This window comes from Azohydromonas australica DSM 1124 (assembly GCF_000430725.1).
Taxonomy (GTDB): Bacteria; Pseudomonadota; Gammaproteobacteria; order Burkholderiales; family Burkholderiaceae_C; genus Azohydromonas; species Azohydromonas australica.
In genome coordinates this window covers 1-14,898 of sequence record NZ_AUMO01000123.1, presented here as the reverse complement: position 1 = coordinate 14,898, position 14,898 = coordinate 1, and the positions used below count along the sequence as shown (strand labels likewise).

General features: G+C 69.5%; 11 protein-coding genes and 1 pseudogene. 9 read left to right on the top strand and 3 right to left on the bottom strand.

The genetic code is table 11. The features are described 5' to 3' along the window. From H537_RS0117830 to paaZ, 7 genes are all read left to right on the top strand, one after another. Positions 1-639, top strand: a 639-nt coding sequence (locus H537_RS0117830; protein WP_028998944.1) for a 2Fe-2S iron-sulfur cluster-binding protein, incomplete at its 5' end; no start/stop codon positions are given. A gap of 6 nt (positions 640-645) precedes the next feature. After that, positions 646-1,338 carry a TetR/AcrR family transcriptional regulator gene (locus tag H537_RS43900; protein WP_051242910.1) on the top strand — a complete coding sequence of 231 codons (693 nt, stop codon included), beginning with the start codon at positions 646-648 and terminating at the stop codon, positions 1,336-1,338. Beyond that, complete coding sequence (locus tag H537_RS0117820) at positions 1,335-2,495, top strand: ABC transporter substrate-binding protein (RefSeq protein WP_028998943.1); 1,161 nt, start codon at positions 1,335-1,337, stop codon at positions 2,493-2,495. The genes H537_RS43900 and H537_RS0117820 overlap by 4 nt, the downstream gene beginning before the upstream one ends. Before the next feature lie 281 nt (positions 2,496-2,776). Next, positions 2,777-3,802: a branched-chain amino acid ABC transporter permease gene (locus H537_RS0117815; RefSeq protein ID WP_028998942.1), complete on the top strand. Its 1,026-nt coding sequence runs from the start codon at positions 2,777-2,779 to the stop codon at positions 3,800-3,802. Beyond that, positions 3,799-5,712 (top strand): branched-chain amino acid ABC transporter ATP-binding protein/permease, encoded by a 1,914-nt coding sequence (locus H537_RS0117810; RefSeq protein WP_051242907.1) that lies wholly within the window; start codon positions 3,799-3,801, stop codon positions 5,710-5,712. The genes H537_RS0117815 and H537_RS0117810 overlap by 4 nt, the downstream gene beginning before the upstream one ends. Next, entirely contained in the window at positions 5,709-6,458 is a 750-nt protein-coding gene (locus H537_RS0117805) for an ABC transporter ATP-binding protein (RefSeq protein WP_043459114.1), read from the top strand. Before H537_RS0117810 ends, H537_RS0117805 begins: the two co-directional genes overlap by 4 nt. A gap of 25 nt (positions 6,459-6,483) precedes the next feature. Continuing rightward, positions 6,484-8,532, top strand: coding sequence for a phenylacetic acid degradation bifunctional protein PaaZ (gene paaZ, locus H537_RS0117800; RefSeq protein WP_028998939.1), 2,049 nt, complete (start codon positions 6,484-6,486; stop codon positions 8,530-8,532). Positions 8,533-8,594: 62 nt separating this feature from the next. Here paaZ and H537_RS49435 read toward each other — a convergent pair whose 3' ends face one another. After that, positions 8,595-10,109, bottom strand: a complete 1,515-nt coding sequence (locus tag H537_RS49435; protein WP_051242905.1) for a sensor histidine kinase — start codon at positions 10,107-10,109, stop codon at positions 8,595-8,597. Between the two features lie 388 nt (positions 10,110-10,497). Between H537_RS49435 and H537_RS56530 the strand changes: the two genes are divergently transcribed. Next, positions 10,498-12,078 (top strand): methyl-accepting chemotaxis protein, encoded by a 1,581-nt coding sequence (locus H537_RS56530; RefSeq protein WP_084150781.1) that lies wholly within the window; start codon positions 10,498-10,500, stop codon positions 12,076-12,078. A gap of 37 nt (positions 12,079-12,115) precedes the next feature. Here the strand turns inward: H537_RS56530 and H537_RS43885 are convergent, their stop codons facing one another. Together H537_RS43885 and H537_RS0117780 are read right to left on the bottom strand one after the other, a co-directional pair. Further along, the gene (locus H537_RS43885; RefSeq protein ID WP_051242901.1) at positions 12,116-13,162 is read right to left on the bottom strand and encodes a 2Fe-2S iron-sulfur cluster-binding protein; all 1,047 of its coding nucleotides are present in this window, start codon (positions 13,160-13,162) and stop codon (positions 12,116-12,118) included. Positions 13,163-13,164: 2 nt separating this feature from the next. Then, a complete protein-coding gene (locus tag H537_RS0117780) occupies positions 13,165-14,187 on the bottom strand; it encodes a hypothetical protein (RefSeq protein WP_028998938.1) in 1,023 nt (340 codons plus the stop codon). Positions 14,188-14,489: 302 nt separating this feature from the next. Here H537_RS0117780 and H537_RS43880 point away from each other — a divergent pair. After that, positions 14,490-14,898: pseudogene (locus H537_RS43880) on the top strand (phenylacetate--CoA ligase); the annotation flags it as partial.

Here is a 14,898-nt window from a genome sequence, read left to right as displayed (position 1 = left end):
TCGCTGCAGTCGACCATGTTCAAGGAAGAGCTGGAAGACCTGAAGAACCGCTACATGTCCCGGCTGGTGCTGCACCACGTGTTCTCCGACGAGCCCACCGACTCGCCGCTGAACATGGGCGTGATGAACCGCGACAAGATCGGCGAGTTCCTGCGCAGCGTGGTGCCGGCGGCCTCCATCGACCATGCCTACATCTGCGGCCCGTTCCAGATGAACGACGAGGCCGAGGCGGCGCTGCTGGGCGCGGGCGTGCCGGAAGACCGCATCCACATCGAGCGCTTCGGCGTGGCGCAGGCCGCCGGCACGGCGCACACGGCCGACGCCGTGGTGCACCAGGCGCAGCCGGGCGACGCGGAGAGCGCGCGCATCGTCATCATCCGCGACGGGCTGCGGCGCGAGATCCAGTTCCACAAGCAGCAGCCCAGCATCCTGGACGCGGCCTCGGCCTGCGGCATGGAAGTGCCGTTCTCGTGCACCTCGGGCGTGTGCGGCACCTGCCGCGCCAAGGTGGTGGAGGGCGAGGTGCGCATGGAGCGCAACTTCGCGCTGGACAAGAACGAGGTCGCGGCCGGTTTCGTCCTCACCTGCCAGGCGCACCCGCTCACCGAGCGCGTGATCCTGTCCTTTGACGAGAGGTAAAGCCGCATGGCCCGCGGACGTGCCGCCAACTACGACGACCAGCGCGAGATGATCCTGGCGCGGGCGGCGGAGCTGTTTGCCTGCAGCGGCTATCCGGCCACCTCGATGAACCAGGTGGCCGAGGCTGCAGGCCTGTCCAAGGCCACGCTCTACCACTACTACCGCGACAAATACAGCCTGCTGGTGGAGATCACCGAGGGCCACGTGGCGCGGCTGGTGGCGATGGTGGAGGCGGTGCAGGCGCAGGACCTGGGCGCCGAGGAGCGCGTGCGGCAGATGGTGGTGCGCATCCTGGGCGAGTACGCGCACGCGCAGCACGCGCACCGCGTGCTCACGGACGACGTGCGCTTCCTGCACCCTGAGGACAGTGAGCGCATCCTCGACATGCAGCGCCGCGTCACGGGTGGCTTCGCGGACGCGATCGCCGAGTGGCAGCCCGGCCAGCAGGCGGCCGGGCTCGTCAAACCCGTCACCATGCTGCTGTTCGGCATGATCAACTGGATGTTCACGTGGCTGCGGCCCGATGGGGACCTGTCCTACGAGGACATGGCCGGCATCGTGGCGGACCTGCTGGTCGGCGGCGTGCCGGCCGTGCGGCCGCCCCAGCGCGTGAGCAGCGACAAGAGCACCAAGACAGCCTCGCGCCGGCGCAGCCCGCTGCACGCGGAGGCCACATCCACCGAAGGAGACAACGCATGAACAAGACTTTCAAGCTGGCCGCCATGGCTGCGGCGCTGCTGGCCGCCACGCTGGCGCAGGCCGACATCAACGTCGGCGTGACGCTCTCGGCCACGGGCCCGGCGGCTTCGCTGGGCATTCCGGAGAAGAACACGGTGGCCCTGATGCCCAAGACCATCGCCGGGCAGAAGGTCAACTACATCGTGCTCGACGACGCCAGCGACACCACCGCGGCCGTCTCCAATGCCCGCAAGCTCGTGAGCGAGCACAAGGTGGACGTGATCCTGGGCTCCACCACCACGCCCAACTCGCTGGCGATGATCGACGTGGCGGCCGAGGCGCAGACGCCCATGATCTCCATGGCCGCGTCGGCGCGCATCATTGAGCCCATGGACGCCAAGCGGAAGTGGGTGTTCAAGACGCCGCAGAACGACATCATGATGTCGCTGGCGATTGCCGAGCACATGGCCGCCGCGGGCATCCAGAACGTGGCCTTCATCGGCTTCTCCGACGCCTACGGCGAGGGCTGGTACCAGGAGTTCGCCAAGGCCGCGGCGCTCAAGAAGCTCAAGATCGTGGCCAACGAGCGTTACGCGCGCACCGACACCTCCGTCACCGGCCAGGCGCTCAAGATCATGTCCGCCAAGCCCGACGCGGTGCTCATCGCCGGCTCCGGCACGCCGGCGGCGCTGCCGCAGAAGACGCTCAAGGAGCGCGGCTTCAACGGCAAGGTGTACCAGACGCACGGCGTGGCCAACGCGGACTTCCTGCGCGTGGGCGGCAAGGACGTGGAAGGCACGCTGCTGCCCGCCGGCCCGGTGCTGGTGGCCGACCAGCTGCCGGCCTCGCACCCGGTGAAGAAGAGCGCGCAGGCCTACGTCGCCGCCTACGAGGCCGCGCAGGGCAAGGGCAGCGTCTCCACCTTCGGCGCGCACGCCTGGGACGCCGGCCTGCTGATGAGCTCGGCCGTGCCCGCGGCGCTGAAGAAGGCGCAGCCCGGCACGCCGGAGTTCCGCGCCGCGCTGCGCGACGCGCTGGAGGCCACCAAGGAAGTGGCGGGCGCGCACGGCATCTTCACCATGTCGCCCAACGACCACCTGGGCCTGGACCAGCGCGCGCGCGTGATGGTCAAGATCGAGAACGGCGCCTGGAAGTACCAGGCCAGCGCGCAGCCTTGAGGCAGTAAGGCATTGGGCGTCTCCAGGCGGCTGGAGCGTATGCCAACCACTTCGTCATTCCCGCGCAGGCGGGAATCCAGGCGCTCCCCAAGCCGGCCAGGGCCGAACCAGTCGGCGTGCCGGTACCTGGGGTCCTTTCTGCCTGCCTTGGCGCTCACGCTCCGGCGTGGGGCCGCCTGGATGCCTGCCTGCGCGGGCCTGACGAAGTAGAGGGCCAAGCGCTGGTGCTTGCGGCCTGACGCTGATGAAGCGGTAGTACCCCTCCCGGGAAGTCGAACCTCATGGACCTACAAATCGCCCTCTTGCTGGGGCAGGACGGCATCGTCAACGGTGCCGTCTACGGACTCATGGCGCTGGCGCTGGTGCTGGTGTTCTCGGTCACGCGCGTGATCTTCATCCCGCAAGGCGAGTTCGTCGCCTTCGCGGCGCTGTCGATGGCGATGCTGCAGAACGGCCGTGCGCCGGCGAGCCTGTGGCTGCTGCTGGCACTGGCGGTTGCCGTGCTGGCGCTGGAAGCCTGGCGCGCGCAGCGCGGCGCCACGGTGGACTGGAAGTCCACCCTGTTCTGGTGCGTGCTGTGCCCGGCCGGCGCCGCGGCGATGGTGGCGCTGCGGCCGCAATCCCAGGCACTGCAGGCCGCCGCCACGCTGCTGCTGATCACGCCGCTGGGCCCGCTGCTGTACCGCCTGGCCTTCCGCCCGCTGGCGCGCGCCAGCGTGCTGATGCTGCTGATCGTCTCGGTGGCGCTGCACGGCGTGCTGGTGGGCCTGGGGCTGCTGTTCTTCGGCGCCGAGGGCTCGCGCACCAACGCGTTCTCCGAGCTGCGGCTGGACGTGGGCGGCCTGAGCATCACGGGCCAGTCGCTGGTGGTGGTGTTCACCACGCTGGTGCTGGTGGTGGGCATGTTCGTGTTCTTCGAGCGCTCCATCGTGGGCAAGGCGCTGCGCGCCACGGCCATGAACCGCGTGGGCGCACGGCTCATGGGCATTCCCACCGAGCTCTCGGGCGACGTGTGCTTCGCCTTCGCCGCGCTCATCGGCGCGGTGGCGGGGCTGCTGGTGGCGCCGATCACCACGGTCTATTACGACACGGGCTTCCTCATCGGCCTCAAGGGCTTCGTCGCGGCGATCGTGGGCGGCCTCGCGAGCTACCCGCTGGCGCTGGCCGGCGCGCTGCTGGTGGGGCAGCTGGAGTCCTTCGCCTCGTTCTGGTCCAGCGCCTTCAAGGAGGTGCTGGTGTTCACGCTGATCATCCCGGTGCTGTGGTGGCGCAGCCTGCGCAGCCACCATGTGGAGGAGGACGAATGAGCACGTCCCACACCGTTTCCGACGCCGTGCCTGCCGCCAAGAAGGTGGAGGGCGCACCCGCCGTGGCCGCCGCGCCGGCGGCCCGCAGCGGCCTCACCGCGCGCCACCTGGTGCTGGCCGCGGTGGCGCTGCTGCTGGCCGCCTGGGGCTTCCTGCCCGAGTTCAGCGTCACGCTGCTGAACTACATCGGGCTGTATGCGCTGGTGGCGCTGGGGCTGGTGATGCTCACCGGCGTGGGCGGCATGACCAGCTTCGGCCAGGCCGCCTTCGTGGGCGTGGGCGCCTACGCCACGGCCTGGGCCAGCACCTCGCCCGACGCGGCGGCGCTGTTCGGCGCGCTGCCGCCGGCGCTGCTGCCCTGGGCCGGGCTGGTGCTGGGCCTGGTGCTCACCTTCGCGGTGGCCTGGTTCCTGGGCTCCATCACCCTGAAGCTCTCGGGCCACTACCTGCCGCTGTGCACCATCGCCTGGGGCCTGAGCCTGTACTTCCTGTTCGGCAACCTGGAGTTCCTGGGCGGCCACACGGGCCTGGCCGGCGTGCCGCCGCTGGTGGTGGCCGGCTTCTCGCTGGCCTCGCCGCGGGTGCTGGGGCTGCTGATCTGGGCCGTGGTGCTGCTGGGACTGTGGGCACTGCACAACCTACTGGACTCGCGCGAGGGCCGCGCCATCCGCTCGCTCAAGGGCGGGCGCGTGATGGCCGAGTCCATGGGCGTGGACACCGGGCGCCAGCGCATCAAGCTCTTCGTGCTGGCCGCGCTGCTGGCCGCCGTCTCGGGCTGGCTGTACGCGCACCTGCAGCGCTTCGTGAACCCCACGCCGTTCAGCCTGCACATCGGCGTGGAATACCTGTTCATGGCCGTGGTGGGCGGCGCCGGGCACCTGTGGGGCGCGGTGCTGGGCGCGGCGCTGATCACGCTGCTCAAGGAGCAGCTGCAGGACTGGCTGCCGCGCCTGCTGGGCAGCAGCGGCAACTTCGAGGTGATCGTCTTCGGCTTGCTGATGCTGTTCGTGCTGCAGCGCTTCGCCGACGGCCTGTGGCCGCAGTTCGCGGGCTGGACGCGGCGCTGGCTGCGGCCCACGCCGGTGAAGCTGCCGGCCGCCGCGCCGCTGCCGCAGCGGGCACTGCCGCAGCGCGGCCAGGTGGTGCTGGAAGCCAGCGAGGTCACCAAGCGCTTCGGCGGCCTGGTGGCCAACAACGCGGTGAACCTGCACGTGAAGGCGGGCGAGATCCTGGCGCTCATCGGCCCCAACGGCGCGGGCAAGAGCACCTTCTTCAACATGATCTCGGGCGTGGACGATCCCACCAGCGGCGAGGTACGGCTGATGGGCCAGGCCATGAAGGGGAAACCTTCGCGCGCCTTCGCGGCGCTGGGCCTGTCGCGCAGCTTCCAGCACGTGCGGCTGCTGGGGCAGCGCACGGTGCTGGAGAACGTGGCCGTGGGCGCGCACCTGCGCGCCAGCCGCGGCTGGATCGCCTCCATGCTGCGCCTGGACCGTGCCGAGGAGGCCGCGGTGCTGGCCGAGGCGCGGCGCCAGATCGAGCGCTGCGGCCTGGGTGCGCACGCGGACACGCCGGCCGCCTCGCTGGCGCTGGGGCAGCAGCGCATCGTGGAGATCGCCCGCGCGCTTGCGAGCCAGCCCGCGGTGCTGCTGCTGGACGAGCCCGCCGCGGGCCTGCGCCACCTGGAGAAGCAGGCGCTGGCGAAGTTGCTGGATCAACTCAGGGCCGAGGGCCTGGGCATCCTCGTGGTGGAGCACGACATGGAGTTCGTGATGAACCTGGCCGACCGCATCACGGTGCTGGAATTCGGCACCGTCATCGCCGAGGGCACGCCGGCCGAGGTGCAGGGCAACCAGCGCGTGCTGGACGCCTACCTGGGCGGCAGCGACGACCTGGGAGTGGCCGCATGAGCAAGGGAACTTTGCTGGAGCTGCGCGACTTCTGCGTCTCCTACGGCGAGGTGGAGGCGGTGCACCGCGTCAACCTCACGGTGAAGGAAGGCGAGATCGTCACCGTCATCGGCCCCAACGGCGCGGGCAAGACCACGCTGCTGTCGGCCGCGATGGGGCTGCTGCCCTCGCGCGGCGAGCTGCTGCTCGGCGGCGAGCCCATTGCGCGGCCAAGCGTGGAGAAGATGGTGGCGCACGGCGTGGCGCTGGTGCCGGAGAAGCGCGAGCTCTTCAACGAGATGTCGGTGGAGGACAACCTGCTGCTGGGCGGCTTCTCGCGCTGGCGCCGCGGCCAGCGCGACCAGAAGGCGCGCATGCAGGAGGTGTTCGAGCTGTTCCCGCGGCTGCACGAGCGCCGCGCGCAGATGTCCGGGACGCTCTCCGGCGGCGAGCGGCAGATGCTGGCCATCGGCCGCGCGCTGATGGCGCGCCCGCGGCTGCTGATGCTCGACGAGCCCTCGCTGGGCCTGGCGCCGCTGATCGTGCGCGAGGTGCTGCGCATCGTGGCCTCGCTGCGCGACCTGGGCGTGTCGGTGCTGCTGGTGGAGCAGAACGCGCGCGCGGCGCTGCAAGTGGCCGACCGCGCCTACGTGCTGGAGATGGGCGCCGTGGCGCTCACCGGCGAGGCGCAGGAGCTGATCCACGACCGCCGCATCATCGACACGTACCTGGGCCTGGGCACGAAGAAGGCGGCGGTGGCGGCCTGAACCGATTCGACAGGAGAACTCCTACATGACGACCCCCATCCTCCAAAGCTTCATCGCCGGCCGCTGGATCGGCCAGGAAGCGGCGCAGAGCCTGCGCAGCGCCGTCAACGGCCGCCCGGTGGCGGCCACGCATGCCGAGAGCCTGGACTTCGGCGAGGCCGTGGCTTACGCCCGCACCACCGGCCTGAGGAACCTGCTGGCGCTGGATTTCCAGAAGCGCTCGGCCATCCTGAAAGCGCTGGCGAAATACCTCAACGAGCACAAGGAAGAGCTCTACGCCATCTCGGCCCACACCGGTGCCACGCGCTCGGACAGCTGGATCGACGTCGAGGGCGGCACTGGCACGCTCTTCGCCTACGCCGGCATCGGCAGCAACGAACTGCCTTCGGGCAACCTGGTCCACGAGGGCCCGGCCATCCCGCTGGGCAAGCAGGGCCACTTCGCCGGCACGCACATCCTGGTGCCGCGCGGCGGCGTGGCGGTGCACATCAACGCCTTCAACTTTCCGATCTGGGGGCTGCTGGAGAAGTTCGCGCCCAGCTTCCTGGCCGCCATGCCCTGCATCGGCAAGCCGGCCACGGCCACGAGCTTCGTCACCGAGGCGCTGATCCGCCTCATCGAGCGCTCGGGCCTGCTGCCCGCGGGCGCGCTGCAACTGATCATCGGCGGCACCGGCGACCTGCTGGAGCGGCTCGACGGCTCCGACATGGTGACCTTCACCGGCTCGGCCGACACCGCCGCCAAGCTGCGCGTGCACCCGAACCTCATCCGCCACTCGGTGCCCTTCAACGCCGAGGCCGATTCGCTCAACTGCGCCGTGCTGGCGCCGGACGTGACGCCGGACGACGAGGAGTTCCAGCTCTTCGTCAAGGAAGTCGCGCGGGAGATGACGGTGAAGGCCGGGCAGAAGTGCACCGCCATCCGCCGCACCATCGTGCCGCGCCACCTGCTCGACCCGGTGGCCGAGGCGCTGCGCGACCGGTTGCGCAAGACCACCGTGGGCGACCCGGCGCTCGACGGCGTGCGCATGGGCGCCCTGGCCTCGCACAGCCAGCTCCAGGACGTTGGCGCACAGGTGGACAAGCTGCTGCAGGGCGCGGAGCTGGTGTTCGGTGCGCGCGACGGCTTCAATCCGCAGGGCGAGGGCGTGTCCGAGGGTGCCTTCTTCTCGCCGACGCTGCTGCTGAGCCGCAACCCCCTGACGCACGATGCCGCGCACGACGTCGAGGCCTTCGGCCCGGTGAGCACGCTCATGCCCTACGAGGGCCTGGACGAGGCGCTGGCGCTGGCCGCGCGCGGCCGCGGCTCCCTGGTGGGCACGCTGGTGACCAAGGACCCGGCCACGGCCGCGCGCTTCATCCCGGTGGCGGCGGCGCTGCACGGGCGGCTGCTGGTGCTGGACCGCGAGGCGGCCAAGGAATCCACCGGCCACGGCTCGCCACTGCCGCCGCTCAAGCACGGCGGCCCGGGCCGCGCCGGCGGCGGCGAGGAGCTGGGCGGCCTGCGCGCGGTCAAGCACAACCTGCAGCGCGCGGCGGTGCAGGGCTCGCCCACCATGCTCACGGCCGTGACCGGCGAGTACGTGCGCGGCGCGCAGGTGTTCGAGAGCGAGGTGCACCCGTTCCGCCGCCACTTCGAGGACCTGCGCATCGGCGAATCGCTGCTGACGCACCGGCGCACGGTGACGGACGCGGACATCGTGGCCTTCGGCGGCATCTCGGGCGACTTCTTCTACATGCACTTCGACGAGATCGCTGCCAAGGACACCGCCTTCGGCCAGCGCATCGCGCACGGCTACTTCGTGCTGTCGGCGGCGGCGGGGCTGTTCGTGTCGCCGGCGCCGGGGCCGGTGCTGGCCAACTACGGGCTGGACACGCTGCGCTTCGTCAAGCCCGTGGCCGTCGGCGACACCATCCAGGCGCGGCTCACGGCCAAGCGCAAGATCGACCGCAACAAGACCGACGCCAAGGGTCAGGGGCAGGGCGTCGTCGCCTGGGACGTGCAGGTGACCAACCAGCACGGGGAGATGGTGGCGAGCTACGACATCCTGACGCTGGTGGCCAAGCGGGGATAAGGGCCGCCGCGCACTGCGGTCGTTGCCCCAGGCGCCCTCGCCAGGCCGGCGAGGGCGCTCCTTCAGGCGTCGTGGAAGGGCAGCTCCACGCTGAAGACGCTGCCCTGGTCCGGCTGGCTGCGGACCCGCAGCGTGCCGCCCATCAGGTCCACCAGGCGCCGCACGATGGACAGGCCCAGGCCCGAGCCGCCGAAACGGCGCGTGATGGAGCTGTCGGCCTGGCTGAAGGGTTCCAGGATGCGCGCGTGCTGCTCGGGGGCGATGCCGATGCCCGTGTCCTCGACCTCCAGCCGCAGCCGGGTCCGGCCGCCCTCGCGCGCCACCACGTGCGCCCGCAACCTCACGCGGCCGGCCGCGGTGAACTTCACCGCGTTGCTCAGCAGGTTCAGCAGCACCTGGCGCAGCCGCAACGAATCACCCATCAGTTGCAGCGGCAGGTCCGGCGCAACCTCGCCCTCCAGCACCAGGCCCTTGGCGTGGGCCTGGGGCCGCATCATGGCCAGCACCGATGCCAACAGCAGCGCCGGCTCGAAAGCCTCGTGCTCCAGGGACATTTCCCCGGCTTCGATGCGCGACAGGTCCAGCACGTCGTTGGTCAGCGCCAGCAGATGCTCGCCGGACTGCTTGATGTGCCCCACGAACTCCGCCGCTCGGGGCTCCAGCGGCATCTGCTGCAGCAGCTGGCTCAGCCCGATGACGCCGTTCAGGGGCGTGCGGATCTCGTGGCTCATGTTGGCCAGGAACAGGCTCTTGGCCCGCGTGGCGGCCTCGGCCTGCTCGGCGCGGCGGGCCAGCTCCTGTTCGCGCTCCAGCAGCACCGCGTTGGCCGCCTCCAGCTCCGCGGTGCGCTGCGCCACCAGCCCGGTCTGCGTCTGCAGGCGCCCCGTCATGGAGTCGACACCCTCGGCCATGCGGCGCTCGTGGACCATGGACAGGAAACAGATCGAGCAGACCACGATCAGCACCGAGCCCGGCAGCAGCGTGAAGATCTGTGCGAGCGAGGCCGAGCTCGGCATGAGCTGGTGTCCACTTCCCACCAGCCCCAACAGGGCCCGCAAGGCGAAGGCGATGGACAAGGCGGCGTAGCAGAACAGCGCTGTCAGCATCGAAGGCGAACGGCGCCCGCGCAGGCCGCGCAGGATCAGCAGGGCCGTCATGGCCAGGATCGCGGCGAACGCGATGGACATGGTGATGAAGGCCACCTGGCGCGGCAGCTCCAGCGCGTAGGTCGCCAGCACGCCGCTGATTCCCAAGGCTGACCAGGCCAGCGTCATCCCGCGCCGGGGCGGTGCGTCGACCAGCCGCGCGTGTGCCTCGTGGCTCCAGTGCGGCAGGCCCAGCACCAGGGTGTTGGCCAGCACGAAAGTGAGCACCAACGGTGCATGGTTGCGAAAGACATAGAGCAGGAACGCGGCGCCGACGGCCGCCATGGCCTTGCTCCATGCCACGAGAGCGACCCGGTAGCCGGGCATGGCCTGGGCAAAGCTCAGGAAGACCACGGCCATCAGGAAGCCCAGCACGCTCAGCGAAAACAGCAGCGTGAGCGGATCCAGTGACGGACCCTGAAGCGGAACCACTCTAAACCTCCTCCGCGTCTCTCTGCCTACTTGGAGCAAGGTCATGCTGCCACACGCCGGTGCGATACCGCAGTTGCTGCGTCCGCATCAAATGTGAAGAAGCACCGCTCCCGGATGCCGCTTCAGTGCTGCGGCGCCGTCCTGCAGCCGGCCGGCGGCAACACCCCGGCTGGTGTCATGCCGGAACGGTTGTTGGTGGGACACCGGCCTTTTGCCGTGACACGACAGTGACACTCGGTGCTTCGATTTATATGCAAATGGTTTCTATTACGGCAGTCGTCGTACAAGGGTAACATCCAGTTGACACAAATCAATTCAAGACTGTGCTCGGGCCGTGTAGGCATTCGATCTTCAGCGGGGCCGGGCTCAGGTAGAGGGAGATCGTTGCATGAACAGGAACTCAATGAGGCTGGGCACCAAGCTCGGCTTGGCATTCGCGATGCTGGTGCTGCTGACGGTGGCCGTGGGCGTCTTCGCCCTGAGCCGCTTGTCCAGCGTGAACGCTCGCACACAGGAGGTGGCGGAGAACCGTCTGCCCAGCGTCAAGGTGCTCGGCGAGCTGCAGGCTGCTGCCAATCATCTGCGCCGCCAGGAGGCCGATCACGTCCTGTCGGTGGATGGCGAGGAGATGGGCCAGATCGAGAAGCGGATCAGCCAGGCCAAGGTGACTTTCTTCGAGAAGCAGCAGGCCTATGAGCGGCTGATCTCCTCGGCCGAGGAGCGCGCGGGTTATGAGACCTTCAAGCAGCGCAGGGACGCCTGGATGGCCCAGCACGGGAAGCTGATGGAGCTTTCGAGCGCCGATGACGGCCTCAGGGACAGCGTGAAGAACTTCTACCGCGGCCCCTCGCGCTCAGCGTTCTTCGCCATGGTGGAGGAGCTGGACAAGCTGGTTGAGTACAACAACGAGGCTTCCGAGGTCGCCGCGGTGGCGGCGCATGACACCTTCGAGTCGGCGATCCTGTGGACCACCGTGCTCATCGCCGCTGCCGTCGCGCTGGCCTCGGCGCTGGCCTTCGTCATTGTCCGGAGCGTGACGCGCCAGCTCGGTGGCGAACCGGCGGAGGCGGCCGCGCTGGCGCAGCGGGTGGCTGCGGGCGACCTCAGCGTGCCGATCACGCTGCGTGCCGGGGACCAGGACAGCCTGCTGGCCGCGCTCAAGCGGATGCAGGACAGCCTGGCAGGCCTCGTGTCCACGGTGCGCTCCAGTGCGGAGGAAGTGGCCGCGGCGTCCGCGCAGATCTCTCAAGGCAACAACGACCTCTCCAGCCGTACCGAGGAACAGGCGTCCGCGCTGGAACAGACGGCGGCCTCGATGGAGCAGCTGGCGGCCACGGTCAGGCAGAACGCCGACAACGCCGTGCAAGGCAACCAGCTGGCGGTGGCGGCCTCCCAGGTGGTGGCGCAGGGCGGTGAGGTCGTGAACCAGGTCGTCGAGACGATGAAGGACATCAACGCCAGCTCGCAGAAGATTGCCGAGATCATCGGCGTCATCGACGGCATTGCCTTCCAGACCAACATCCTCGCGCTCAACGCCGCCGTCGAAGCCGCGCGGGCGGGCGAGCAGGGGCGCGGCTTCGCCGTCGTCGCCGGCGAGGTGCGCAGCCTGGCGCAACGCAGCGCGTCGGCGGCCAGGGAGATCAAGACGCTGATCCAGAGCAGCGTGGAGCGGGTGGACGAAGGCTCCACGCTGGTGAACCAGGCCGGGGCGACGATGAACAACGTGGTGGTGTCCATCCGCCGGGTCACGAACCTCATGGGCCAGATCACCGCGGCCAGCGCCGAGCAGAGCTCGGGCGTGGCACAGGTCGGCGAAGCCGTTTCCGAGATGGACAAGGCCACGCAGCAGAACGCCGCGCTGGTGGAGGAAAGCGCAGCCGCGGCCCAGAGCCTGAAGTCGCGCGCGCAGGAACTGGTGAGCACCGTGGCGGTGTTCAAGCTCGCGCAAGAAGGGGCTGCGGCCGCGTAGCCCACGGCCGGCCCGCCCTGGAGCCGGCCACCTGCTCTCAAGCCACCAGCTGGCTCGTCGGCGGTACCTGCGCCGGCGCCGCGCCGAAGTAGCCTTCGGTGTGGATCAGCCCGTCGCGCGCGCCGAGCCGGCGCGCTGCTTCCACGCAGTCGGTGACGAAGGCCGGGGCACCGGCCACGAACACCGAGTAGGCCGAGAGGTCCTTGAACAGGTCCGGCAGCAGCTGCGGAATGCGCCCGTGCAGGCCGGGGCCGCCCTCCTGCGTCAGCGTGGGCTTGAAGGTGAAGTTGCGGTGCCTGGCCGTCCAGAACTCCATCAGCCCGGCGCCGTACAGGTCGGCGCGCGTGCGGGCCGAGAACAGCAGCGTCACCGGGCGCTTGAAGCCGCGGCGCAGCGCCGCCTCGGCGAGCGAGAGGATGGGCGCCAGCCCCGAGCCTGCGGCCATGCACAGCACGGGCGTGTCCACCGAGGGGTCGCCGATGAAGGTGCCGTAGGGGCCGGCGAGCTTCACGCGGGTGCCCGGCTGCAGTTGCTCGTGCACCCAGGCGCTGGTCACCCCGCCCTCCACGCGCGTGACCTGCAGCGTGATCTCGCCATCGGGCCGCGGCGCGTTGGCAATGGAGTAGGGCCGCGGCGGCGCGCCGGCGCGCGCGTCGCCCAGCATCACGTACTGGCCCGGCCAGTAGCGCATGGGCTGGCCCACCGGGCGCAGCCGCAGCTCCACGATGCGCTGCGTGCGCGGGATGCGGTCCGCCACCACGTAGAGCTGGTGCTCGCGCGGCGGAAACAGCCGCGGCTGCGCGTCCGCCGTGCCCCACTCGATGACGAGCTCCTGCGACAGCGGCTTGGCCATGCACATGAGGCCGAAGCCCTGCGCGCGCTCCTCGGCGGAGAGCGCCATGTCCAGCACCATGCCCTGGTCGAAGCGCCCTTCGCGCACCTTGACCTTGCACTCGCCGCAGGCGCCGGCGCGGCAGTTGTTGGGCAGGGCGTAGCCCGATTTCTCCAGCGCGGCCAGCACGGTGTCGCCGGCCGCGCACTCCACTTCCTTGCCCGAGGGGTACAGGCGGATGCGCGCGCTCATGCTCAGAACACCGGGATGATGCTGGCCATGTCGATGTCAGTGACCTCCTGGCCGCTGATGCCGACTTCCGGGATGGCCGGGAAGGGGATGTCGTAGCGGTCCAGCACGCCCTTGAGGTTGAGCATCGCCTTCTTCCAGTTCTCCTTCTTGGCGTCGTAGTCGGGGATGTGGAAGCCCGCGGCGCGCGCCACCTCCTCGCCCGCGCGCTGGTTGGCGATGAAGTCGTTGGGCAGGTCCCAGAAGTCGGGCGGCGGCTCGAACAGCACGGCCGACAGGAACAGGTAGCCCGCGCGCACCTGCTTGGTGATGAGCGGCTTGTCCGCGAGGTCCATCTTCGGGTAGTCGCGCTCCATCAGCGCCATGCAGATGGCCATGTGCCGCCCTTCGTCGCGGCCGATGTTGCGGAAGGCCTCCTTGAACACCTCCTCGCGGCAGCCCTCGGCCATCTGGTGGAAGATGGTTGCGGCTGCGATCTCGCCCATCAGGAAGGAGCTGAACAGCACCGCCAGGCTGTACTTGGGCACCGCGGACTTGTAGCCGCTCCAGTAGCGCCCGCCGTTGTAGTAGAGCCACTTGGCGTTCTTCTGCAGCTTGCGGCCGAGTTCGGTCTTGGGCTCGTAGGTGATCGGGTCCGGATGATCCAGCAGCTTCGTGATCGCCAGGCCGCACATCTGCTCGTGGTTCTGCTCGTCGCGCGTGACGGAGAAGAAGCAGCGGCGCACGGCGTCCTCTTCATGGGCCTCGTAGGTCTTGATGAAGGCCGAGGCGAACACCGGCGGCGCCGAGGCGTCGAACACCGACAGCAGCGTCCACCAGTAGGCAATGGCCTCGCGCTCCTCCCACGAGTACGACTCGGCGTCGAAGCTGTCCCAGCACAGGTGCTTCGGGTCCCAGTTCTCGCGCTGCGCGGCGTCCCAGACCTCCTCCAGCTTGTCGGTCTGGCGCCGCCACGACAGCGGATAGACGTTGGGTTGCGGCGTCTCGGGCGGGAACTCCATCGTCTCCGCCAGGCGTTCATTCTTCATTGCGTCTCCAGTGTCTTGGTTGGATCGGGGCGCCCCGTTCTTGGCGCAGGTCAAAGTTACGGGCCACCTCGCCGCCGGAGTTTGATCAGGCTCAAAGTTCGACCGACCGGACGGTCGGTGAATTCCCGAACAGGATTGGTGTGGCCCGTGCTGCCGCCACGGCGCCAAGCACGAACGCAAGCTGGGGTTTTCATTGGCGGTATCGGCGTTGCCTGGAGCAGCCACTGCCCCTTAGGATCAACCGACCGGTCGGTCAATAGATTGCGCCGGTTCATCGATCACAACAACACCGGAGACACCCCATGCCTGCGAGGCCACCCGCCCCTGGCGAGCTGGAGCCCATCGAGCTGGCCAGCCGCGACGAGATCCAGGCGCTGCAGCTGCAGCGCCTGCGCCGCACGCTGGAGCACGCGTACGAGAACGTGCCGCACTACCGCCGCGCCTTCGACGACAAAGGCGTGCATCCCACGGACCTGAAGACGCTGGCGGACATCGCGAAGTTTCCCTTCACCACCAAGAAGGACCTGCGCGACAACTACCCCTTCGGCATGTTCGCCGTGCCGCGCGAGCAGGTGGTGCGCGTGCACGCCTCTTCGGGCACGACGGGCAAGCCGACCGTGGTCGGGTACACGCGCAACGACATCGACCACTGGGCCGGCCTGGTGGCGCGCTCCATCCGCGCCGCGGGCGGGCGCGCCGGGGACATCGTGC

Coding starts and splice junctions, on each gene's coding strand:
- H537_RS43900 (WP_051242910.1), top strand. CDS start 646: ATGGCCCGCGGACGTGCCGCCAACTACGACGACCAGCGCGAGATGATC.
- H537_RS0117820 (WP_028998943.1), top strand. CDS start 1,335: ATGAACAAGACTTTCAAGCTGGCCGCCATGGCTGCGGCGCTGCTGGCC.
- H537_RS0117815 (WP_028998942.1), top strand. CDS start 2,777: ATGGACCTACAAATCGCCCTCTTGCTGGGGCAGGACGGCATCGTCAAC.
- H537_RS0117810 (WP_051242907.1), top strand. CDS start 3,799: ATGAGCACGTCCCACACCGTTTCCGACGCCGTGCCTGCCGCCAAGAAG.
- H537_RS0117805 (WP_043459114.1), top strand. CDS start 5,709: ATGAGCAAGGGAACTTTGCTGGAGCTGCGCGACTTCTGCGTCTCCTAC.
- paaZ (WP_028998939.1), top strand. CDS start 6,484: ATGACGACCCCCATCCTCCAAAGCTTCATCGCCGGCCGCTGGATCGGC.
- H537_RS56530 (WP_084150781.1), top strand. CDS start 10,498: ATGAACAGGAACTCAATGAGGCTGGGCACCAAGCTCGGCTTGGCATTC.
- H537_RS43885 (WP_051242901.1), bottom strand. CDS start 13,162: ATGAGCGCGCGCATCCGCCTGTACCCCTCGGGCAAGGAAGTGGAGTGC.
- H537_RS0117780 (WP_028998938.1), bottom strand. CDS start 14,187: ATGAAGAATGAACGCCTGGCGGAGACGATGGAGTTCCCGCCCGAGACG.